The following is a 21,572-nucleotide window of genomic DNA, read 5'->3' on the forward strand; positions in this document are numbered from 1 at the left end:
TGCACTGAAAGCGGGGCGGTCGCCGCAGTGGACCAGGTGGGGAGCGGGCTATGCGTCTGCGTTACATCGAGCTGTTCCATGCTGTCCTTAGCACGGGCAGCCTCACCGGCGCAGCCAGCCTGTTGAACGTCTCGCAACCTGCCGCCAGCAAGGCGCTGCAGCAGGCCGAGAGCCACCTGGGCTTCCCGTTGTTCAGCCGCGTGCGTGGCCGCCTGCAGCCAACGCCGCAGGCGCTGCTGATGCGTCACCAGATCGACAAGCTCATGCGCGATCTGTACGACCTGCGACGCCTGGCCGTGAACATCACCCGTCCGGAAAGCCATCCGCTGCGCGTTACCTGCACACCCGCGCTCGCGCAGGTGCTGGTGCCAGACGTCATCGCGCGGCTGGGCGAGATCTACCCGGAAACCATCGTCGAGCTGTTCACGCAGCACTCGGCGGTGATGTGCGAATCGCTGATGCTGCGCGAAGCGGACATCGGCCTCACCCTGCAGGACATCAATCACCACGGCCTCGTGCAGCAGCCGCTGTGCCGCGGCAACATCAAGGTGGTCGCACCGCCCGGCTGGTGGCCGGCGCGCGAACTCGACCGCCCCTTGCCGATCAAGGCGCTGGCAGGCCAGCCGATGATCGGCATCACCGTGCAGGATGCGCTGGGCGCGATGCTGCAGAACCATCTCACCAAGGTCGACCCCGCACCCGTGACGCGTGTCTGGGTGCAGACCTACCAGCTGGCATGCTCGCTGGTCGCACGGGGCGGTGGCCTGGCCCTCGTGGATCCGTTCACCGCGCAATGCAGCCGGGAGCCCGTGCAGAAGCGCCCCCTGAAACTGGAAATGGACGTCGTCCTGTACGTCGTGTATCGCCCCGACAGCCCCCTCAGCGGCGTGCAGACACGCTTCCTGGAATACGTGGCGGAGATGGCGCAGAAGATGTTGGCGAATACGGCATGAGGCGGCTCGCCGACCGCTGACCCGACATCAGCGTCCGGCGAATACGACCGCCGGTGACAGCTTCAACACGGGGCGCACGCTCAGCAGCGCCGCGACCAGGCTCACCACGGTCACCATGGCCATGCCGAAGATGGGCGTGAACCACATCATGCGGAACGGATAGTCCAGCGTGCCCAAAAACCTGCCCGCGACGCTGCACAGCCCGAGGCCCAGCCCGGTACCCAGCAAGGCGCACACGCCTGCCTGCGCGAACAGCATGTGCACCAGTTGCCTGGAGGTGGCGCCCATGGCGCCCAGCACGGCGTACTGCCGCAGGTTTTCGCTGGTGAAGATGTAGAGCATCACGCCGGTGACGCCGAAGCCCACGATCATCGCCAGGCAAAGCATGGTGGCGACATCGCCCACGTCTTCCGAGTTGAGCAGAAACCAGTACACGGTATCGCTCTTGAACTCGGCGGCGGTACGCGCACGCAAGCCCGTGCGTGCCTCGATGCGACGTGCCAGCACGCGCGGGTCCGTGCCGGGCGCCGCGCTGGCGAGCACGAAGGTCAGGCGATGGCGTTCCGCCGGAAGAAAGCGGCTGGCGTTGGCTATCGTGGTGTAGAGCAGGGGGCGTGCCGGGTAACGCGGAAGCGCCTGCACGTTGTCCACCACCAGCGCCCGCCGGTCGTTGATCTGCAACGTATCGCCGGCGCGCAGTTCGCGTATGGGCACGTCGAGGTGCACGCGGCCGTAGGGCCACTGGTCCCGGGCGCGAGAGGGCGTATTGAGTTTGTCGTCGGTGCCGCCGGCACTGACCAGCACTCCATCGGGCGTCCGGAGCAGGGCCGTGGCGAACCGCGTCGTCGCCGGCACGCCGGCGAGCGAGGCATCGTCCAGGCCGATGAGTTGATAGGACTGGAAGCTGCCGTTGGGAAAATGGATGTCCACGTTGCCCAGCGTCATCGGCACGGCGCCACGGACGCCTTCCACGCTGCGCACGCGATAAAGCGCGGCATCGGGCAGGTTGGCGGTCTGCTCCACCGAGGCCACCGACGGGTCCATGACCCATACGTCCGCGTAAGGATGCTCCGAGATCAGCGCGAAACCCCACGTCATGAAGCCGCTGAAGCAGCACAGCGCGAACGTCACCAGGAACGACGTGAACGTGATGCCGAAGATCAGGCCGGCGTACTTTGCACGGTCACCCAGCAACATGCGGATCGCGAGGCGGAACATCAGCGCATCTCTCCGTTCCAGCCGCCGCCGAGTGCCTTGTACAGGGCGATGCGATCAAGGCGCTGCTTCGCCATGCTCTGGTCCACCGCGCTTTCGGCCTGCAGTGCGCGCTGTTGCTGGTCCAGTATGGCGCGGAAATCCGTCATGCCGCCCTTGTACAACGCGCGGGCGTGGTCCAGTGCGCGCAACTGGGCGGCATGGGAGGCGGCGAGCATGGCCTGGCGCTTGTGTTCCTCCTCATTGGCGGCCAGCGCGTCCTCGACCTCCTGCGTGGCGGTGAGAATGGACTGCCGATAGGCGATCAAGGCCTGCTGCGCCTGTTCGTCACGCACGCGGATCATGGATTTGATCTGTCCATGCCGGAACACCGGCCAGCTGAAAGCGGGGCCGACGGACCACAGCGCGCTCTGCCGGTTGAAGAAGTCGCTCGCGGTGAAGCTCGCCAATCCCAACGATGCATCGAGCGAGAACTGCGGATAGAGCTCGGCCGTCGCCACGCCGATGCGGCCGACGCGGCGGCCATCCGCTATGCGCCAAGGGGAGGGCGGGTGGATATACGCGTCGAGCGTGATGGAGATGAACTGCGTGTCGACGTCCAGGACAATGGCCCGGGCATGACGCCGGACGAACTGGCCAGGGCATGCGAACCGTTCTTCCGGGGTCAGGCCTCGGGAGCAACCGGCAGTGGGCTTGGCCTGGCCATCGTGTCCGATGCGGCGCGCACCATGAAGGCTAGTTTCACGCTGACGTGCCAAGGAGCGGGGTTGCTCGCCACGCTTCGACTACCCATGGCGCGGGCGCATCCCGTCGATACGGCGGCAGCTCGACGCCCGTAGCCGGTTGCGCGCGTCCTGCAGTCAGGCGGTAACGTAGGTCAGTCGAATCACGTTCTTGTCGACCTCGTCGCTGGCGACAAGGCGCAGCGGCGGTCGCGGTCCCGCGAAGAAGGGCTTGCCGTGGCCGAGCACGACGGGGTGGAGGTAGAGCCGATATTCGTCGATGAGCCCGAGGTCACCCAGGCTTTGCGCCAGCCCTGGTCCAGCGACGTCGATGTCGCCTGCGAGATCGGCCTTCAGTTTCCGCATCGCCGCTTCGACGCCATCGGCGACCAGCGTGGCGTTCGGGCCAACGGAGCTCAGCGAGTGCGACACGACCCACTTCGGTTTGCTTCGCCAGGCCATCGCATACTCGCGCTCGTCCGCATCCCATTCATGCGTGTCGTCATCCCAGTAACGCATGACCTCGTACATGCGCCGGCCGTACACCATGCCCGCCGCTTCGCGCACCTGTTCGATGAAGTGGCGAAAGAGCGCGCGCCCGGGTGCGAACGCCTGGTGGTCGATGTAGCCATCCAGGGACATGTTCAATCCGAAAACGAACTTCGCCATGGAAAGACCTCCATTCCGGTGGCTGGAAGATAGCTCGGGTGGCTGCCGGCCAGGCGTGAAGGCCCGGCGAAAGGCTTGCAGGCCGTACTTTCCCTTTGGTTCGGAAGCGGGCACGCTCGGCTGGTGCCCATCAAGGAAGTCGTGCCATGACAACGATAGAGACCTCGCCACAGCTTTATGCACGATCGGCCGGCCTGCTGTACCTGCTCATCATCGTGTTCGGCGGCTTCGCCGAGGGATTCGTGATGAACAGCCTCGTGGTTGCAGGTGACGCCGCTGCTACGGCGCACAACATCCTGGCTTCGCCGGGGCTGTGGAACCTGAGCGTCGCAGGCAATCTGCTGGTGCCGGTGCTTGCGGTGGCGCAGACCTGGATCTTCTATCTGTTGCTGAGGCCGGTGAACAGGCAGCTCGTGTTGCTTTCCGTGTTCCTCATGCTGGTGTCGCTGTCTGTCGAGGCTGTCAGCAAATTGTTCCTGCTGGCGGTGATGCCCATCCTCACGGGCGGCCATCATCCCGGCGCGTTCGAGCCACTGCAGGCGCCGGCGCTTGCCCATCTCTCGCTGGTCCTGCATGACATCGCGTTCAATATCGCCCTGATCTTCTTCGGGCTGGGTTGCCTGGTGGACGGCTATCTGATCATCAAGTCCCGCTACCTGCCCAAGCTGATTGGTTTGCTGATGCAGCTCGCGGGCCTGAGCTACCTGATCGCCTGTTTCGCCGCACTGCTTGCCCCGACCTTCGCCGATTCGATAACGCCAGCCATCCTCCTTCCCGCGCTGATCGGCGAAACATCCTTTTGCCTGTGGTTGCTCATCAAGGGCGTCCATGTCGCGAAGTGGAAGGAGCGCATCGGCACGGAACATGCGAACGAAACGTGTGCTCCGATACGGGCATGAGCGACGGAAAAAGCAGGGCCCGGCAAATCTGACGGCCTCCCCTGGGTTGGCGCCGTCTAATTTAGCCAATCATCGAAATTTTACTTGCCTCTAATTAGATGATCGGCTAAATAGTAGCGATGAACGCCGTATTCAAAGCGCTGGCCGACCCCACCCGTCGCAAGGTGCTTGAGCTGTTGCGCCAGGGCGCGATGACGGCGGGGGAGTTGTCGGATCATTTTCCGGTATCGCGACCGACCATGTCGGCGCATTTTGCGGTGCTGCGCGAGGCGGACCTGATCGAGGCCAGCAAGGTCGGCACCAGCATCATCTATCAGCTGAAGCTTTCGGTGCTGGAAGACGCCTTGCTCACCTTCACGCAGTTGTTCGGCATCGGGGAGGGCGGTCGCGCGACTGCTCGGCCCGCCCGCAAGGCACGACCCAAGGGAACCCGCAAAGGAATCCGCACATGAGCGAGAACATCCATCTTCTTCGCGCGAAGAGGGAGATCCTCTTCGGCCTCAAGCTCGCGGCCGCCATGCTCGCCGGCGCGTCGCTGCTCGCACTGGCGCACAGGCTGGGCTGGATCGACCAGGAACAGGTCGTGCGCGGGCATAACGTCGTCATCGGGCTCGCCCTCGCAGTCTTTTGCAATGCGATGCCGAAGCGGCTGCATGGATCGCCGCGAAGCGTTCAGCACGCCACGCTGGCGCAGTCCATCGGGCGCGTTGGCGGTTGGTCGATGACCCTGGCGTTTCTCGTGTGGTCGCTGCTGTGGGCGTTCGCTCCACGGGGACTTGCCAGTACGGGTTCGGTGAGTGCCGTAGGTGCCGGGCTGGTGCTCATGATCGGCTATACGACATGGAAGTGCGTCGCCTGCCACCGATCGAGGAGCCACGGCGGTCTTTAGGGTGGTGGGCCGCATGCGCGTTGCGAGGTGAAGCCGTCCACCGATCCCGGCCGGAGTGACCGAGGCGATGAGCTCGGCGTCGGGAATATCCACTTTCGCGCGAGGCCAACAGGCTCAGCGTGCCGCCCTGAAAGACGGCGTGCCATCCACGCGTCGATCAGCGCGCGACGAGGCATGACGTCCGTCGATCACAACCGCTCACGACCAAGCTCACGCACACGGCTATTCGCTGGTGGCCGTCATGAACGTCGCGCATCGGTAGCGTCGCCATCGCGGACGAGGTGCATGGTTCAGATATTTCGACCGGCGCGACCCTGCCTGGCTTTGTGGATGGCAGCGAATCCGGTAGAGCCTGGAACGCAATACCCCGTGCAGCAGGCAAGGTCACCTGTTTACATATTTGCTTAAGGCAACTATAAGATTGCCTCAGGCAAATGAAGAGCAGGGCGTGCCCATGACTCCACTGCAAGAAAAGGCGGAAAAAGTCCGCCAATTCAATCGCTTCTATACCCGTCGCATCGGCGTCCTGCACGAACACCTGCTGGAAAGCGAGTATTCGCTGACCGAGGTGCGCATGCTCTACGAGCTTGCAAGCCATCCCACGCTTACCAGCGCAGATCTTTGCCGGATGCTTGGCCTCAACGCGGGCTATGTCAGCCGGGTGATCGGCGGTTTCGAGAAGAAAGGCCTGCTGGCGAAAAGCCGGTCGAACGAGGATGCCCGCGCGACCCGGCTGAAGCTCACGGACCACGGCCGCCGGACGTTCCAGCCGCTCAATGACGCCTCGCGCGAAGAAGTCATGGCCATGCTTCGTCAGTTGTCCGAACCGCAACAGGAACAACTCGTCCACGCCATGGGGCAGATCCACGGGCTGCTGGGCGACCAGGCAACGCCCAGTTACGTGCTGCGTGATCCGCGGCCCGGCGACATGGGCTGGATTGTCCATCGCCAGGGCCTGCTGTATTTCCAGGAGTACGGTTGGGACGCCGAATTCGAGGCCCTCGTCGCCGACATCGTCGCGAAATACGTCCAGCAGTTCGATCCACGCTCCGATCGATGCTGGATCGCCGAAAAGGACGGCCAGGTCGTGGGCTCGGTCTTCGTCGTCCGCCAGGACGAGACCACGGCAAAGTTGCGCCTTCTCTATGTAGACGCCAACGCGCGCGGCCTCGGCATCGGCCGCCGCCTCGTCGACGAATGCCTGCGCTTCGCCCGCCAGGCGGGCTACAAAAAGATGATGCTCTGGACCAACAGCGTGCTGGTCGATGCACGTCGGATCTATGAGAAGGCCGGATTCCAACTCATCGAAGAAGAGGCTCACCACAGCTTTGGCAAAGACCTGGTCGGACAGACCTGGTCGATCGACTTGTAAGGTGGGCTGCACGTGCCATGCTGATTTTGGCGGCGCCATCGTTGCGGGTTGACCCTATACGAGCGAGGCGAACCCGTGCCATTCCCTGGGCGCCCGGGTCCGTTCCACCCGACGCGCTTTCAACCTTGGCCGCTATTTGAATTCGTCCTCGATGCGTGCCCAGGCGTCTTTGCCCACGATGTCATCGAAAGTGGCGTGGTCTACGGCTTCCTGCTGCGGCATGGGGCGCCCGGCATGCAGATCCGCCAATGCACGTTCGATCGCACGCGTCATGCGGAAAAGCACCGTCGTCGGATAAAGGATCATCGAAAAGCCGTAGCTGCCGATTTCCTGCGGAGACAACCAAGGCAGCTTGCCGCCGCCCTCCATCATGGTGGTGGCCAGCGGCGTGCCGGCAAGCGCCTTGCCGACCTTTTCCAGCTCCGCCGCGCTTTCCAGGCCTTCGATATACAAGTCGTGCGCCCCGGCGTCCCGATAGAGTTCACCGCGGCGAATGGCTTCATCGAGCCCGATAGCGCTGCGGGCATCGGTGCGAATCAGGATGAACGTGCTCGACACCCGGCAAGCCGCCACGGCGGCTTTGACCTTACCGATCATTTCTTCGGCCGGGATGACTTCTTTCTTCCCTTCCTGGCCGCAACTCTTGGGTGATACCTGGTCTTCTATGAAGATGGCCGACGCGCCCATCGCTTCGTAGCCGCGCACCGTCCGGGTGACGTTCTTGACGTCGCCGTAGCCGTTGTCGCCATCCACCAGCACCGGCAGCGAGGAGGCGCCTATGGTTTGCCGGATCACGGCCGACTTCTCGCCGAAGTGCGTCAGGTCGATGTCCGGAAAACCGTAATGGCTTCCATCAAGCGCGAAGCCGCCTACCTGATAGGCCTTGAATCCAGCTCGCTCCACCAGGCGCGCGGTGAGCGCATCGTGTGCGGCTGGCAGAACGAGGGGTTCTGTTGACGCCAGCAGTTCGCGCCACGTCGTGTCTTTCCCCTTTTCGCGTCCTATTTGCTGTTGATCCATGCCGGCCACTCTGATCGCCATCGAACTCCACCGTTGGCCAGGCCATGCGATGGGCGCTTCGCAATGTGCCGATCATCAGGTGACAGGCCTGTGGATGGGTACGCCTTGACCGTGGTCTGGGCGGTGGGTGCGAGGGCAAAGCGCCATGCATCGTTGAATAGAGCGTGCTGTTCGGCTCGCTTCGCCGCCCGCAGTGGCAGCGCGATCCTCGAGCGAGGAGAAATTCCGTTATTTACGTGTCGCGCAAAAGGGTGGACATAATGAGGCGGCGACAGGACATCGCCGCCTCTGTTTCGGTCGCCGCGAATCGCCTCTTCGCGACCCCGCATGGCACCGCGCTGGTGGCCGCGGCAATCGGTGAACGGCTGGCTTTCGGAGCCTCGCTCAGGAAGCGGCCGTGATTTTCTGCACGAAGCCGCGATAAGAGCGCAGCGGCCGGCCCAGCAGTCCGGTGAGTCGTTCGATGTCGCCAGCTTCGGGAATCATGCCGTCGGCGACATAGCGCTCGACCATCAGGCGCATTTCGTAGGCCATCCATGTCGGCATGAAGCTGGCGAGGTTCTGCTCGAAAGCTGTCGGGTCATCGCCGCCGTACACCACGGGGCGCTGCAGCGCGTCCGACCAGATCGCTGCCACTTCCGTACCCGTCAGTGCATCCGGACCGACGAGGTTGATGGTTTCGACGGGCAAGGTATCGGCGGCCTGGTCGCGGCGGATCAATTCAATGGCAGCGACTTCGCCGATGTCGCGGGTGTCGACCAGGGCGGCGCCTTTGCTGCCGATCGGCACCGGGTAGACGCCGTGGTTGACCACCACGTCCTTGATCATGTGCTCGTTGTCGATGAAGTAGGTCGGCCGCAGGATCGTGGCGCTGAAACCCATCTGTTGCAGCATGCGCTCGGCACCGAACTTCACCGCGAAGTGCGGCACATTGACGAAGCGGTCGGCGTGGATCACCGAGAGATAGACCACGCGCTTCACCCCCGCCTCGCGGGCGACGTTGAGCGTGAGGATCGCCTGGGTGAATTCGTCGCCGGTGACGGCGTTGAGCAGGAACAGCGTGCGGACGCCATCGAAGGCGGCCCGCAGCGCGTCGATATCGAGCAGGTCGCCCCGGGCCACATCGACGCCGGCGGGGAAGGAGGCTTTCGAAGGGTCGCGGGTAAGCACGCGCACGGCGGCGCCGCGCTTGACGAGCTGGTCGACGACATGGCGGCCGACGCGGCCGGTGGCACCAGTAACGAGGATGGTCATGGCAATGACTCCGGGTGGGTTGAGAACACACCCGGCATGTTATTGATCCAAATTCGCTGGCATAGCCGCTAAAGTTGGACGCTCCGTCTCATGAGTGGAACACATGGACCTGCTCGCACTGGCCGACTTCAACTTGGTTGCCCGCCACGGCGGGTTCGGCAGGGCCGCCCGCGAGGCTGGCCGACCCAAGGCCACGCTGTCCCGGCGCGTGGCCGAGCTGGAGACCAGCCTCGACCTTCGCCTGTTCGAACGAGGAGCGCGATCCCTCAAGCTCACGGAGGAGGGGCGGGCCCTCTACGAACGCACCGGTCTCTTGCTGACCGAGTTGGAGGAAACGGCTACCGCCATCGCTTCCGGCGGCCGCGTCGCCCGTGGCCGATTGCGCATCAGCGCGCCGCTGCTGTTCTCGCAGACCGCCATGGGCAAGCTCGCGGCCGGATTCGCGAGGCGCTATCCGCAGGTACGGCTGGAGATCACCGCGGAAGACCGCGCCGTGGACATGATCGAGGAAGCCTATGACCTGGTCATTCGCGTCAATCCGGAACCCGATGCCACCCTCATCGGGCGCATTTTTCTTCGTGATCGCCTGGTGGTGGTGGCGAGCCCTGAGCTGGCGCAGCCGAAGAACGATGCACCCATGCCCGCAGTGACCCGCGGATCCATGAAGCAATCCGAGGCCTGGTCGGTGACGACCCCTTCGGGGGCATCGACGATGGCGGTCACGCCGGTGCTCAGCCTTTCGTCGCTGGTCATGGTTCGCGATGCGGTGCGCATGGGTGTCGGGGCTGCGCGTCTTCCCCTGTCGCTGGTCAGTCCCGATCTGGCCACGGGCACGCTGGTGCTATGGGCGGACGTGCAGGGTCCCGAGATCGAACTTTGGGCGCTTTATCCCACGCGCCGACTGCTCAGCGCTCGTGTGTCGGCCTTTCTGGACTATCTCCGCGAGGCCTTCCCGAAGGGCACGCCGGACGAACTCGCTGCCTACGTTGGCGGCTCGTTGGATGTGAAAAAACATACCGACACATGATCGGCCTTGAGTGGGTCAGGGAAGGGCGCGATGCATGCGGTCCTTGTATGGCCCGGAGCCGGGCCGCTCTAGAGATCCAGCGCGTGGTCTATGTGCTTGAGTCGCATCGTCGTCTGGAACGCGGTGCATCGGACCATCCTCGCGATGCGCGCCGTATTTGGCGATGTCATGTCCTGCTCGACCACTGTTTCGGCCAGACGAGACATGGCCTTCAGGTTGACCATGGCGCGCCTGAGTCCGCGGGCGCAATCATCTGCCGGACAAGGGCCGGCAGCAAGGAACTGCCCTAGCCGGACGGCCGCCATGCTGGCCCTGCCGGACATGGCGGCGGCCAAGGGCTTCGGCCATTCGCCGTCGTTCACGGCATCGTTGGCGAACTCCCAAAGAGCCCGGCTGATCGAGAGTGCATACGCAATCGGATGAGTGAGTTCGGACTGCATGGCCTTTCCGCAGGCGTTCGCCGCAAAGCGGACGTCGCGTCGCAACTGGCGAGACGACATGTCACCGAGGCATCGTTTCGGAACGCATAAGCACCACGGATGCTCCTGCCGCCATGTCCGCGTTCGGATCTTCGCGAACGCACTGCGCGTGACCGGATCGGACGGTGCGTAAGCTGGAAGTGGATTTCGCTGCGCCAGTCATCGCCATAAGGCGCGCGACAGTCCGGGGCGATCCATCGTTCCCGCCCCGGACTCGGCCGTGTTAACGGCACGGCTATCTCAATTCGCTGCAGCCGCCTTTTCGATCAGCCGCGCCACGGCGTCCGGATGCGACACCATCACGACATGCGATGCGCCCTTGACCACCACGACATCCTTGGCTGCCGCGCGCTTGGCCATGAAAGCCATGGCCTGCGGCGGGATGTTCTTGTCCGCGTCGCCATAGATCCACCACGACGGGATGGTTTTCCACGCCGCCGCGCCAGCCTTTTCATCGAGCGCCCTCTGCAGCAGCGGGCGTTGCGTGGCAGCCATCAACGTGGCTTCGGCGGTCGGCACATCCGCGGCGAACTGCGCGTGGAATTTATCCTGCTGGATATACAGATCCTTGCCGCCATCGGCGAGGTCGGCCGCGGGTGCGAGCGCCTGGCCGAGCGTGCTGCCAGGGAATTTGCCCGTCAGCTCGCCCAGCGTCTCGCCCGTCTCGGGCGCGAACGCACTGACGTAGACCAGTGCCTTGACGTTGGAGCGTCCGTTGGCGGCCTCGGTGATCACGTTGCCACCGTACGAATGGCCGACGAGCACCACGGGCGTTTTGAGATCGGACACCAGGCTGCCGATGTACGCGCCATCGCTCTTCGCGCCACGCAACGGATTGGCCGCGGCGATCACGAAATAGCCGTCCTTCTTAAGCACGTTCACAACACCATTCCAGCTCGATGCGTCGGCGAAGGCACCATGCACCAGCACGATGACCGGTTTCTGCATCGGCTTCGACATCTGCGCGGACGCATTCATGGCCAGCGTGGTGGCGATGCCCATGACGAGCGCGGCGACTATCTTTCTCATGTTGATCTCCTGAGGTGGTGGCCGGGCAGGGAGGCCGGCCGGAATGAACGCGAAGCCTTGCATCGCGCCACGCTTGAGTACGCGCAGCTAGGCGGGAAAATCGGTGGAAATGCTCAGTTCACGCCATCGCTCGAGTTCGGCGAGCCGAGCCTGGTCTGCGCCGGCAATCGCAGCCACGGCATCACTGCCCAGCGCCAGCCGCAGCGGCGGTTGCGCCACGGCTGCCACCTTGAGGATGGCTTGTGCCGCGCGCACGGGGTCGCCGGGTTGTCGTCCGTTGTAGTCGCGCTGCATGCGCGCTGCTGCACCGACGACAGCGTCGTATTCGGAGCGCCCTTCCTTCAGCACGGTCGATGCGCCGGCGAAATCGGTGCGAAAGCCGCCCGGCTCGATCACCGTCACCTTCACCCCGACCAGCGCCATTTCGCGCGCGAGCACCTCCGAAAAGCCTTCGACAGCCCACTTAGCCGCGGAATAGGGCGCCCGCCCCGGCGCGCCGATGCGGCCACCCACCGAGGAAAACTGGATGATGTGGCCGCTGCGCTGTTCGCGCATGAGGGGTATGGCTGCCTTGGTCACAATGATCGTGCCGAACAGGTTGGTGTCGACCTGCCGGCGAAATTCCTCGATCGATGTGTCTTCTATCGCGTTGATATTGCCGTAGCCGGCATTGTTCACCAGCACGTCGAGGCCACCGAAGGCATCCATCGCCACCTGGACGGCTGCTTTGGCGGCGGCTTCGTCGACCACGTCCAACGCCACTGCCCGTACGGCGTCACCGTAGCGCTGCACGATCTCATCCAGTTGCCGAGGATCACGTGCGGTTGCCACGAGGCGATGTCCTGCCTGCAATACAGCCTCTGCCAGGGTGCGCCCGAGACCGCGCGAACATCCGGTAATCAACCATCGTTGAGACATGAGGTGCTCCTGTGCGCGTGGCGACGCGAGCTATGGCGCGAAGCGGGTGAACACGAAATCGTGACCATTCACCTTGGCCTGATGGCACGCGAAACAGGTGCGGTGCTGCGCCTCGTCCGCCGGCTTGCCATCGATGAAGCGGCCAAAGCCCCAGCCGCCCGTCGCCGCGTATCGCCTGGAATCCTTGACCATCACCTGTACCGTGGTCGCTGCACCCGGGATCGTTGCCGGCGCAAACTCCGGCGAAGGTTTTTGTTTCCACGCCAGCTTCACCAGCACGCTGCCGTCCGGAAACGGCAACGTCTGGTTTCGATAGGCCTTGATCGCGGTCGCATTGCCAACCACCACGCGCAGCTCATCGAGCGGCGCCGCTTCCATCGCGGGAGCGATCACTTCCCAGTGGCGATAACCTTCCGGCAAGGAGACGCCATAGATCGGCGATACCAGGCCCTTGTCGTGTGACTCCGCAGCGAATGCCACGGCGGCCAGCGCAAGGGAGCCGGCAGCCGCAGCAAGCAGTGAAGCGTGCATGGCGCTCATGGAGGTGTCCCTCATCCGGTCAAAGGTGGTCGGCGTCGATCACGGCCTGCGTAAACGCCTGTGGCGCTTCCTGCGGCAGGTTGTGGCCGATGCCTCCTTCGATCAGGCGAAACTGGTACTTGCCCGTGAACTGCTTGGCGTACGCTTCCGGTGCCGGATGCGGTGCGCCGTTGGCATCGCCTTCCATGGTGATGGTGGGCACCGAGATCTTCGGGAGTTGCGCCAGGCGAGTTTCGAGTGGGGCGTACCTGGTTTCGCCCTTGGCCAGATCCAGGCGCCAGCGATAGTTGTGGATGGTGATCGCAACGTGGTCCGGGTTGTCGAACGCCGCGGCGCTGCGCTCAAAGGTGGCGTCGTCGAAGTTCCACTTGGGTGACGCCAGCTGCCAGATCAGCTTGGCGAAGTCGCGGCGGTTCTTTGCGTAACCTTCCTGGCCGCGATCGGTGGCGAAGTAGAACTGATACCACCACTGATATTCGGCCTTGGGCGGCAACGGCGCCTTGCCGGCGGCCTGCGTTCCGATCAAGTAGCCGCTGACGCTGACCAGTGCTTTCACGCGCTCCGGCCAAAGTGCCGCGACGATGTCCGCGGAGCGGGCGCCCCAGTCGAAACCGCCAAACACGGCGCGCTTGATGCGAAGCGCATCCATGAAGTCGATGACGTCCTGCGCGAGCGCGGCAGGCTCGCCATTGCGCACCGTATCGGCGGACAGAAAATGCGTATCGCCATAACCGCGCGCGTAGGGCACCAGCACCCGATACCCCTTGGCTGCCAGCGCAGGCGCCACCTGGTCATAGCTGTGAATGTCATAGGGCCAGCCATGCAGCAGGATGACCACGGGGCCGTCCGCCGGCCCCATTTCCGCATAGGCGACATCGAGCACGCCGGCGTGGACATGCTTGAGCGGGCCCCAGGCATCAGCTTTGGCCACCGGCGTGCTAGGTGCTGACTGCGCATGGCCCGGCAGGCCAATCTGGGTGACCAGCGCGGCGGCAAGCGCGATGCGCAGCAAGCCGCGACCCGAGAAGTTCGTTTTCACGTGCATGTGGGCGCTCCGATGAGGAAGTGATTCATGAGGGCAAGGTCGGGAAAGGCATGGCTGATGGCTGCCGGTGCCGCGAGGTCACATGGTTCGCCTCGAAGTACGGGGCGCAACACGGCGCCACACGATCCGCGACCCGTGCGATTACCTTTTGGCGAACTCGGTGAACACGTAGTCACGACCTTTCACGAGGGTGTGGCAGGCGTATCCGCATTTCGCATCGTTGTCCTGCGGCGGATTGCTCGCCTTGGTGCCAGGCGCGAACGTGCCCGTTGCCACGTCGTGGTCGAATACGGCGTAACCCCAGCCGCCGCTGTCCGCGAACCGCTTGCTGTCCTTCACCATGAAGTCGACGTCGTGTTGCGTCGCCGGTACGGTCGCCGCCGGGAAGGTTTCCAGCTTCTTGGTGTTCCAGTGGACCTTGGCCATCTTCGAGCCGTCGGGGAACGGCTTGCCATTGCCGGGTATGCCGGACTTGAAGGCGTCGATCATGGTGGGATTGGCCATGACCACCGCGAGCAGCCCGCCGTCTTCACTGACGGAAACCACCTGCCAGCCCTCGTATCCCCTGAACTCGGAGAATGCGAGGCCTCCCGGCACCTTCAAGGCGTATTTGTCCTGGGTGGCTACGGCGAGGGCGGTGCCAACCAGCGTACCGGCCATCAAAAGCGATCCCGCAATCAACAGTTTCATCTTGCGCTTCATGGCTGATCCTGCCTTGTTGAAGTGGATGAGGTGTCAGGCGTTGCCTGCCGCATCGCGTGCGGCCTGGCGTTCAGTGCTTTCGTTCCGGTGGCTCGTTCGGGTCATTGATCACGACGCTTCGGCGTCCGAACAGTCGGGCGTCGACCGAGTAGCCACCCGGCCCCAGCAGTGCAAGCGCCAGGGCGACGGGAATCGATATCCCCGCGCAGTTCCACGCCGCGCCGCCCGTGCTGATCAGCGCATAGATCCCCATCAGCGCGCACAGTGTCGCGAGCACCGGCGTGGCGAAGCCGATGATCATCAGCAAGCAAAGGATTTCCTGTAGCCACGCCATCGCCGGAAACTCCGCCCGCATCCCCTGGGTCGCCAGGCATAGCGAAAGTGCTGCGGTGAGGCGCAGGCAAACGAGGCCGACACCGGGCAGGCCGACGGGAAACATGGAGAATATGCGCTGCATGACAACAGCCTAGGCGGCTTCTCTCGAAGCATCTTCCCCACTTGGAGGAAAGCCGAGATCACCCTTTCGGGTCATGGCGTGAGGCCGCAACGCAGGCAGATAGTCCGCAAGGACTTGCAATCGTGACATCTTCGGCGAAGATCGCCGCCATGTTTGCCTATTCAGTGAAAAAAGGTGTGGCGCACCGATTTGAAAGAAGGCTCGGCTGGCGCCGCCACGTCTCTCGCTGGCTTGGGCGCGGGGTCGTGCTGTTTCTGGCGTTGATGCCTGGGGCCAGCGAGCTCGCTCGCGCCGTCGACGCCAGTCGCCTGCTGTCGCAATACGGACACACGGCGTGGCGGCTGCAGGATGGGCAGCTTCCCGCACCTGCCTTTCCCATGGCCCAGACGGCCGACGGGTACGTGTGGATCGGTACCCAGGCGGGCGTCGTTCGATACGACGGCGCGCGTTTCGTGCCGCTCGATACCCTGACAAAGAGCCGTCTGGTCAATCCCTTTGTCATTGCGCTGCTCGGCGCCAGGGATGGCAGCTTGTGGATCGGCACGCCGGGCGGCCTGAGCCGATGGAAAGACGGCAAGCTGACGGATTACGCGGGAATCGAAGGCACCGTGTCTGCGTTGGCCGAAGACGAGCGCGGGAAGATCTGGTTGCTGGCGGCAAACCAGCACCTCAAGCCGCTGTGTGAGGTTTCGGGGAATGGCGTGTCGTGCCATGGCAAGGAGGACGGCCTGGACGTCACGGATGCGTGTTGCGACCGGATGGTCACCGACGGCCGCGGCACGTTCTGGATGGGCTCGGACATATCGCTGGTGCGATGGCGCGAACACACGCCATCCAAGTCGTTTCCCATCGATGCAAAGATCAAGGCGGGCACGCCCGGGATGCTCGTCCTCGCGCGCGAGCCCGGCAACGAGATATGGGCGGGGCTGCCCATCACCGGCTCGGGTCTTGGCCTCCAGCGCCTGGAGGGCGATCAATGGCGTTCCTTCCGCGTGCCGGATATGGAAGGAAGTTCCATCGCTGTCCAGGCCCTGTTCCGCGATCGCGAGGGCGCGCTATGGATAGGAACCATCGATCACGGCATCTACCGTATCGTGTCGGGCCGAGTGGAACACTTTGGCAGTAAAGACGGCCTTACCAGCGACGGTATCTATTCCTTCTTCGAAGACGGGGAAGGGAACATGTGGGTGACGACGTCGGCGGGTATCGACCAATTCCGCGACTTCAAGGCGTGGAGCTACACCACCCGGGAGGGCTTGGCCGTCGATGAAGTGGACGCCGTGCTCGCCGACAGGGAAGGGAGGGTCTGGGCGGGCACCGCCAACAGCCTGGATGTCCTCGATCATGGCCAGTTCCATTCGCTCCGCGCCGGCAAGGAACTGCCAGGCACTCAGGTCACGTCGCTGTTCGAAGACAAGGCAGGGCGCCTTTGGGTGGGCCTTGACGAGAGCCTCTGGATCTATGCGGACGGCAAGTTTTCAGCTGTTCTCGACCGGGGCGACAAACCCCTGCGCGGGATGGTATTTGCGCTGGCGCAAGATGCGCGCGGCGCCCTATGGGCGACGCTGCGTGGTCATCCGTCCCGGCTCGTGCGGATTGTGGGCGACAAGGTCGTCGATGAATTCGCCACCCCAAAGTATCTGTCAGTGCGATCCCTGGCGTCGGACCGCGCCGGCGCCGTATGGCTTGGGCTTCAGAACGGCGACCTGGCTCGACCGAACGGAGAGCGGATATCGACGCAGTTGAATACGCCAATCATCGACCTCGCCATCACGGGAGACGGCCTTGTGCTTGGGGCGACGAGCAAGGGTCTGGTTGCCTTCAAGAACGGGGCGCCTCGCGTCCTTTCCGTCAAGGACGGACTTCCGTGTGACTCGGTGAATGGCGTGATCGATGATGAGGACGGCGCGCTGTGGCTCTTTACCGGTTGCGGACTGGTCAAGCTCGCGCTTGCGGATGTCGAGAACGCGGTTCGCGATCCGGCGCACGGGGTCGAGGCCGGCGTTCTGGATATGTTGGACGGCGTGCGCCCCGGCCGCGCGCCGTTCCAGAAAAAGATCGCGCGTGCCCCGGACGGCACGTTGTGGTTCGCCAATGGCGTCGATCTTCAGGCATTGGATCCGCGCAAGGGCCTGGCCGGCGGCCGCGCGCTGCCTGTCCACATCGAAAGCTTGACGGCGGACCGCAAGGCCTATGGGCTCACTGGCGAGCTCGCCTTGCCGGCATTGACCCGAGACATCCAACTTGACTACACGGCGATCGGCCTTGCCGTCCCTCAACACGTTCGCTTCCGCTACCGTCTCGATGGCCATGATGAGGACTGGGTGGATGCGGGGCAGCGTCGCCAGGCCTTCTACACGGACCTGCCGCCTGGTGCATATGGCTTTCACGTCGCCGCGGACAGTGGCGACAACACGTGGAAAGAAACGGCGACATTGAATTTCACCGTACGCCCCGCGTTCTATCAGACCAACGGGTTCATGTTCCTTGTCGTCGCCGCAGCCGCATTGGTGCTGTGGCTGCTTTTCGCGTTGCGCGTGACCCACGTCAAGGCTCAACTGCGCACCATCTTCGAGGAAAGGCACGCCGAACGTGAGCGCATTGCGCGCGAACTGCACGACACGCTCTTGCAGGCCGTGCAGGGCTTGATGCTTCGCTTTCAGTTCGCCATGGAGCGTATACCGCCCTCGGAACCCGCTCGTGAACTCATGGAAAAAGCCCTGGACCACGCGGACGAAGTCATTATCGAAGGCCGGGATCGCGTGGCGAATTTGCGAGCGATGGAGCAGGGAACCCATCTGGAGAGTGCGCTTCGCCAGATGGGGGAGGCGATGGCTCACGACGGGCGCGTTGTCTTCAGGCTCACGGTGGAGGGCCTGCCACGACCGCTCCATCCCGCCGTCGGCGATGAAGTACTGCAGATTGCACGCGAGTCCATGGCGAATGCGTTTCGCCATGCGCAACCCGGCCGTATCGACGTCAGCGTCGCTTACGAGCGAAAGCGGCTGACGCTCAGCGTCGTTGACGATGGCGCCGGCTTCGACGTGGATGCGGTCGCCAAAGAAGAGTCGGCGGGACACTGGGGTTTGAAAGGCATGCACGAACGCGCCGCAAGCCTGCGAGCGCGATTGACGCTCTCGAGCCGACCAGGCGCCGGCACGGCCGTTGAGTTGTCGGTGCCGGCTTCCATCGCATTTCGTCGCCCCAAAAGCGGATGGCGCCGTTTCATGGCAGTTCTCCGTATGATGTTCGCCAGCCGCGGCTCGAAGGTAAGGGCGTGGGATCATGAAGATGCATGAGACGCCGATGGCAGCCAGCGAACCCGAGATCATTACCGTGCTTGTCGTCGACGATCACCCATTGCTGCGGGATGGTGTCGCATACGCGCTTTCCGGCGAGCCCGACATGCGCATCGTGGCGAATGCCACAGACGGCCGGTCGGCCATTGAAGCTTTCCGCGAGCATCGGCCCGATGTGACTTTGATGGATCTGCAGCTGCCCGACATGAGCGGTGTCGACGCGATGTGCGCCATACGGGCGGAGTTTCCGGAAGCCCGCGTTCTGGTTCTGACGACGTACCGAGGCGACGCCCAGGTCACCAACGCGATGCGAAGGGGCGCCAGCGGTTTCCTGCTCAAGGCATCGCTCCGGAAAGAACTGCGCGATGCGATCCGCGCCGTGTATGCCGGACGCCGCGTACTTTCGCCCGAAGCGGCATCCGACGTGGCGGCACATATCGGTGGCGACATGCTTTCCCAGCGCGAGCTGGAAGTCCTGCGCGCAGTTGCCCTGGGTTACGGCAACAAGAGAATCGCCACCGAACTCAACGTCAGCGCCGACACCGTCAAAGCCCACCTGAAAAGCATCTTCTCGAAGCTGGACGCCAACGACCGCACTCACGCCGTAGTGACGGCAGTGAAGCGCGGCATTATCGAGATCTGATGGGTGTTTCATAATTTTACATAATATACATTATGCGAAATTCTGGATGGTCCTGCGCCGACGCATCCGCCTTGGCACAGCCCTAGCATGGCTGCTTTCTTTGACGCATGGAAAGCGCCAGTGCCACGCAGCCGCTCTCGCCTAAATTGGCTCTACGACAACGACTTACAGCAGTTCACCACACCTTCGGGGCGCGTGGTGACGCTGCGCGAAATTGCGCAACTTCTACAGGATCACGTCAGCTGCCACTTCGATTTCAGCGGCCCTTGGTCCGGCTGGCGAATGCGTGGCCACGTCCTCATCGCACCTGGTGGTACGTACCGCGGCTCCAACATCACCGCATCGAACGCGCTTGGCTATCGCCGCTGGTTGGCGAGTTTTGAGGGTCAGCAGGCCCAACTACCTCTGGACACTCCCCAGCATACGCCGCGCCCGACGAGTCCCGCCGATACAGCCTCCCATGGATGCACTCCACCTGTGGAAATTCCCGTGACGCCACAAACGGCGCCCGAGCCATCGCCGGAGACGGCATACGCTCCACGACGGCGCGCGGAGGTGATTGTGCTGGCTGATCGCCGGCGTGAGCGTGCTCAAGGATGATCCGGTAAAGCGGGATCGACGCCGCAAACAACAGCGCGGCGAGCACGTAGTACCCAGCATCTTGCCTAGTCATGGCTTCCTCCCTGTGGGTGGAAGCCTACCAAAAACAGGTTTGGCGGGAAGGGGTTTCCTCGATCGGTGATCATTCGCAAGCCTTGCGCAGCAACGGTTTCAGCCGGGTCATTCGCCCGAAAGCGTATCCGTAGGGGTTACACCCCTACACCCCTCAGGCCGCCCCCTTTGAGAACGTGCCGCGAATGACTTCCACGCATGCGTGATAGCTACAACACCAGCTATAGCGCCACACACTGCGGCCACAGCCTCAGGGATCAAGCCTAGATCAGCAAGCAACGCAACAATCGGCATCAGTTCATCCCCGTGGCAATTTGATGTTGAGGCGGGCTGTAGGCCTGCGGAATGGTGTCTTTCGGCCAGTAGCCGCCTCCAGCACCATCCGCCGCCACCACGGCCGCGCCCTGCTCTTTCCCCTTGCTCGGCTCGCGCTCACGCTCGTTCGGCCTTACGGCACGCTCCAGTGGCTTACGGAAGGGGTTGTACACGCCATCGCGAGCAATGGCACGACACACGCCGGCGTTGACCTCGTATTTCGTACCTTGCTCCGTGTGGCACGTGCAGCGGCCATCATCCACTGCGATGCAGAACAGATCGGGAACGCCCTGCACCTGGAGTTGATCATAGGCCGGCGCGGTCCATGGTTGCCCAGGCACGCGCGGCTTCAGCCACGCCACAAAATCGCGACGGCGAAGCCCGTCGTCAGCGTCTTTCACCTCACCCGATGGCGCGGCCGTATCGCCATGCACAACGTTGCTCGCCGACGCAGGCGCACCGTCAGGATGGCCCATGGTCGCGAAGGAATGCTTCGCGTACCACGCGGCGCCACCAATCAACGGCAACAGCACAAACGGCGCGAAGAAATACCACGGCAGCTTCTTTTTGACCGTATGCATGGTCGCGCTGGTGTAAAGCCCGAACACGTCTTTCGGATAGCGCCACGACGGAGCCGTCAGCGGACTGGTGTCCTTTGCGCAGTTCGATTCGTAGCGATCCCATGTCTTCAAAATCGCGACGTTGAACCCGAACTTGCGCCGCACGTGAATGTGCGGATCCAGCAGACCCTTGACAAAACTATCTAGCTGGTCGTGCTTCTGACACACCAGCAGAATGTCATAGCCATGGTGGCGATGCCTCGCCAACGCATCCACGTGCGGCGGCACCTTCGACCCATTCGCCCGCGCGGGCATGTAGTCGTAGCACTCATCCAGCAGGATCACCGAGCCATGCGGCAACAGCTGCCACTTCGGCATCACGCGACCCTGATCGTCCCTATCCGCTGTATCGAACTCGCGGAAGTCATGCGGAAGCGGCTTAAAACCGGTCTTTTCGTAATCCAACCCCTTGAAGCCGGATGCATAGACCTCGCGACCTTCCTTGACGTACTGAAGGCCGCGCCAGATCGCGTAGAGGCTCTTGCCGTGCCCAGGCTGGCCGGTAACCAGCGTGATCGCCATTACGTGCCCACCTTGCCGACCATCAGGTTAGACGCAAGCTTGGTCGCCACGGCCGAGATGATGAGGCACATGAACACGTCGAATTTCGTGTAGGTGATGAGGTTGTATACCTCCGTGCTCAGCCCCGACGCGTACTGCAACAACAGGCCTTTCACTTCGGGCATCACGTACTTGTAGGTAACGAACGCCAGCCCAAGCGTGCCGAAAATCTTGCCGATGATGCCGCCCGATTTAAGCAGCATCGTGCTAATGAAAATGCCGGTCAGCATTTTCAAGTGCGTCCACAGCCATGCCTTCAAGCCATCGAACAT

Annotated in this window: 23 protein-coding genes; 9 read left to right on the forward strand and 14 right to left on the reverse strand. The window is 63.4% G+C overall.

Translation table 11 applies throughout. The annotated features are described in order from the left end of the window. The first annotated feature begins 50 nt into the window (after nt 1-50). A complete protein-coding gene (locus CA260_RS10250) occupies nt 51-953 on the forward strand; it encodes a LysR family transcriptional regulator (protein ID WP_111982748.1) in 903 nt (300 codons plus the stop codon). Nucleotides 954-980: 27 nt separating this feature from the next. Here the strand turns inward: CA260_RS10250 and CA260_RS10255 are convergent, their stop codons facing one another. Both CA260_RS10255 and CA260_RS10260 read right to left on the reverse strand, forming a co-directional pair. Beyond that, complete coding sequence (locus tag CA260_RS10255; protein WP_111982750.1) at nt 981-2,171, reverse strand: FtsX-like permease family protein; 1,191 nt, start codon at nt 2,169-2,171, stop codon at nt 981-983. After that, the gene (locus CA260_RS10260) at nt 2,171-2,668 is read right to left on the reverse strand and encodes a TolC family protein (protein ID WP_172461775.1); all 498 of its coding nucleotides are present in this window, start codon (nt 2,666-2,668) and stop codon (nt 2,171-2,173) included. The genes CA260_RS10255 and CA260_RS10260 overlap by 1 nt, the downstream gene beginning before the upstream one ends. Nucleotides 2,669-2,719: 51 nt before the next feature. On the opposite strand from CA260_RS10260, the gene CA260_RS21490 reads away from it, so the two are divergent. Further along, complete coding sequence (locus CA260_RS21490) at nt 2,720-3,007, forward strand: ATP-binding protein (RefSeq protein ID WP_172461776.1); 288 nt, start codon at nt 2,720-2,722, stop codon at nt 3,005-3,007. Between the two features lie 21 nt (nt 3,008-3,028). On the opposite strand, the gene CA260_RS10265 is transcribed toward CA260_RS21490, so the two are convergent. Further along, a complete protein-coding gene (locus CA260_RS10265; protein WP_111982754.1) occupies nt 3,029-3,559 on the reverse strand; it encodes a dihydrofolate reductase family protein in 531 nt (176 codons plus the stop codon). Nucleotides 3,560-3,705: 146 nt separating this feature from the next. On the opposite strand from CA260_RS10265, the gene CA260_RS10270 reads away from it, so the two are divergent. From CA260_RS10270 to CA260_RS10285, 4 genes are all read left to right on the forward strand, one after another. Next, nucleotides 3,706-4,458, forward strand: a complete 753-nt coding sequence (locus CA260_RS10270) for a DUF4386 domain-containing protein (protein WP_111982756.1) — start codon at nt 3,706-3,708, stop codon at nt 4,456-4,458. A 119-nt stretch (nt 4,459-4,577) separates the two neighbouring features. Beyond that, nucleotides 4,578-4,910, forward strand: coding sequence for an autorepressor SdpR family transcription factor (locus CA260_RS10275; protein WP_111982758.1), 333 nt, complete (start codon nt 4,578-4,580; stop codon nt 4,908-4,910). Then, on the forward strand, nt 4,907-5,347 hold the full coding sequence (locus tag CA260_RS10280) for a hypothetical protein (RefSeq protein ID WP_111982760.1): 441 nt from the start codon (nt 4,907-4,909) through the stop codon (nt 5,345-5,347). Before CA260_RS10275 ends, CA260_RS10280 begins: the two co-directional genes overlap by 4 nt. Nucleotides 5,348-5,801: 454 nt before the next feature. Further along, entirely contained in the window at nt 5,802-6,719 is a 918-nt protein-coding gene (locus tag CA260_RS10285) for a bifunctional helix-turn-helix transcriptional regulator/GNAT family N-acetyltransferase (protein ID WP_111982762.1), read from the forward strand. 132 nt (nt 6,720-6,851) lie between these two features. Here CA260_RS10285 and CA260_RS10290 read toward each other — a convergent pair whose 3' ends face one another. Both CA260_RS10290 and CA260_RS10295 read right to left on the reverse strand, forming a co-directional pair. Continuing rightward, nucleotides 6,852-7,739 (reverse strand): isocitrate lyase/PEP mutase family protein, encoded by an 888-nt coding sequence (locus CA260_RS10290; RefSeq protein WP_172461777.1) that lies wholly within the window; start codon nt 7,737-7,739, stop codon nt 6,852-6,854. Nucleotides 7,740-8,123: 384 nt separating this feature from the next. After that, nucleotides 8,124-8,993, reverse strand: a complete 870-nt coding sequence (locus tag CA260_RS10295) for an SDR family oxidoreductase (protein WP_111982766.1) — start codon at nt 8,991-8,993, stop codon at nt 8,124-8,126. Between the two features lie 103 nt (nt 8,994-9,096). On the opposite strand from CA260_RS10295, the gene CA260_RS10300 reads away from it, so the two are divergent. Then, nucleotides 9,097-10,020 carry a LysR family transcriptional regulator gene (locus tag CA260_RS10300; RefSeq protein WP_111982768.1) on the forward strand — a complete coding sequence of 308 codons (924 nt, stop codon included), beginning with the start codon at nt 9,097-9,099 and terminating at the stop codon, nt 10,018-10,020. A gap of 68 nt (nt 10,021-10,088) precedes the next feature. Here the strand turns inward: CA260_RS10300 and CA260_RS10305 are convergent, their stop codons facing one another. From CA260_RS10305 to CA260_RS10335, 7 genes are all read right to left on the reverse strand, one after another. Continuing rightward, nucleotides 10,089-10,460: a hypothetical protein gene (locus CA260_RS10305; RefSeq protein ID WP_146745315.1), complete on the reverse strand. Its 372-nt coding sequence runs from the start codon at nt 10,458-10,460 to the stop codon at nt 10,089-10,091. Nucleotides 10,461-10,739: 279 nt separating this feature from the next. Beyond that, nucleotides 10,740-11,528, reverse strand: a complete 789-nt coding sequence (locus CA260_RS10310; RefSeq protein ID WP_111982772.1) for an alpha/beta fold hydrolase — start codon at nt 11,526-11,528, stop codon at nt 10,740-10,742. Between the two features lie 87 nt (nt 11,529-11,615). After that, nucleotides 11,616-12,446, reverse strand: coding sequence for an oxidoreductase (locus CA260_RS10315; protein ID WP_111982774.1), 831 nt, complete (start codon nt 12,444-12,446; stop codon nt 11,616-11,618). Nucleotides 12,447-12,476: 30 nt separating this feature from the next. Continuing rightward, nucleotides 12,477-12,986 (reverse strand): cytochrome P460 family protein, encoded by a 510-nt coding sequence (locus tag CA260_RS10320; protein WP_111982776.1) that lies wholly within the window; start codon nt 12,984-12,986, stop codon nt 12,477-12,479. A 19-nt stretch (nt 12,987-13,005) separates the two neighbouring features. Then, nucleotides 13,006-14,031, reverse strand: coding sequence for an alpha/beta fold hydrolase (locus CA260_RS10325; protein ID WP_111982778.1), 1,026 nt, complete (start codon nt 14,029-14,031; stop codon nt 13,006-13,008). Nucleotides 14,032-14,172: 141 nt separating this feature from the next. Beyond that, complete coding sequence (locus CA260_RS10330; protein ID WP_111982781.1) at nt 14,173-14,733, reverse strand: cytochrome P460 family protein; 561 nt, start codon at nt 14,731-14,733, stop codon at nt 14,173-14,175. 70 nt (nt 14,734-14,803) lie between these two features. Further along, complete coding sequence (locus CA260_RS10335) at nt 14,804-15,190, reverse strand: hypothetical protein (protein ID WP_111982783.1); 387 nt, start codon at nt 15,188-15,190, stop codon at nt 14,804-14,806. Between the two features lie 149 nt (nt 15,191-15,339). Between CA260_RS10335 and CA260_RS10340 the strand changes: the two genes are divergently transcribed. Continuing rightward, nucleotides 15,340-18,489 carry a sensor histidine kinase gene (locus tag CA260_RS10340; protein ID WP_146745316.1) on the forward strand — a complete coding sequence of 1,050 codons (3,150 nt, stop codon included), beginning with the start codon at nt 15,340-15,342 and terminating at the stop codon, nt 18,487-18,489. Further along, a complete protein-coding gene (locus tag CA260_RS10345) occupies nt 18,476-19,132 on the forward strand; it encodes a response regulator (RefSeq protein WP_238149673.1) in 657 nt (218 codons plus the stop codon). Before CA260_RS10340 ends, CA260_RS10345 begins: the two co-directional genes overlap by 14 nt. 965 nt (nt 19,133-20,097) lie before the next feature. Here CA260_RS10345 and CA260_RS10350 read toward each other — a convergent pair. Both CA260_RS10350 and CA260_RS10355 read right to left on the reverse strand, forming a co-directional pair. After that, on the reverse strand, nt 20,098-21,261 hold the full coding sequence (locus CA260_RS10350; RefSeq protein WP_111982789.1) for a zonular occludens toxin family protein: 1,164 nt from the start codon (nt 21,259-21,261) through the stop codon (nt 20,098-20,100). Further along, nucleotides 21,261-21,572, reverse strand: a complete 312-nt coding sequence (locus CA260_RS10355) for a DUF2523 family protein (RefSeq protein ID WP_111982791.1) — start codon at nt 21,570-21,572, stop codon at nt 21,261-21,263. Before CA260_RS10355 ends, CA260_RS10350 begins: the two co-directional genes overlap by 1 nt.

The organism is Dyella jiangningensis, assembly GCF_003264855.1.
Classification (GTDB): Bacteria; Pseudomonadota; Gammaproteobacteria; order Xanthomonadales; family Rhodanobacteraceae; genus Dyella; species Dyella jiangningensis_C.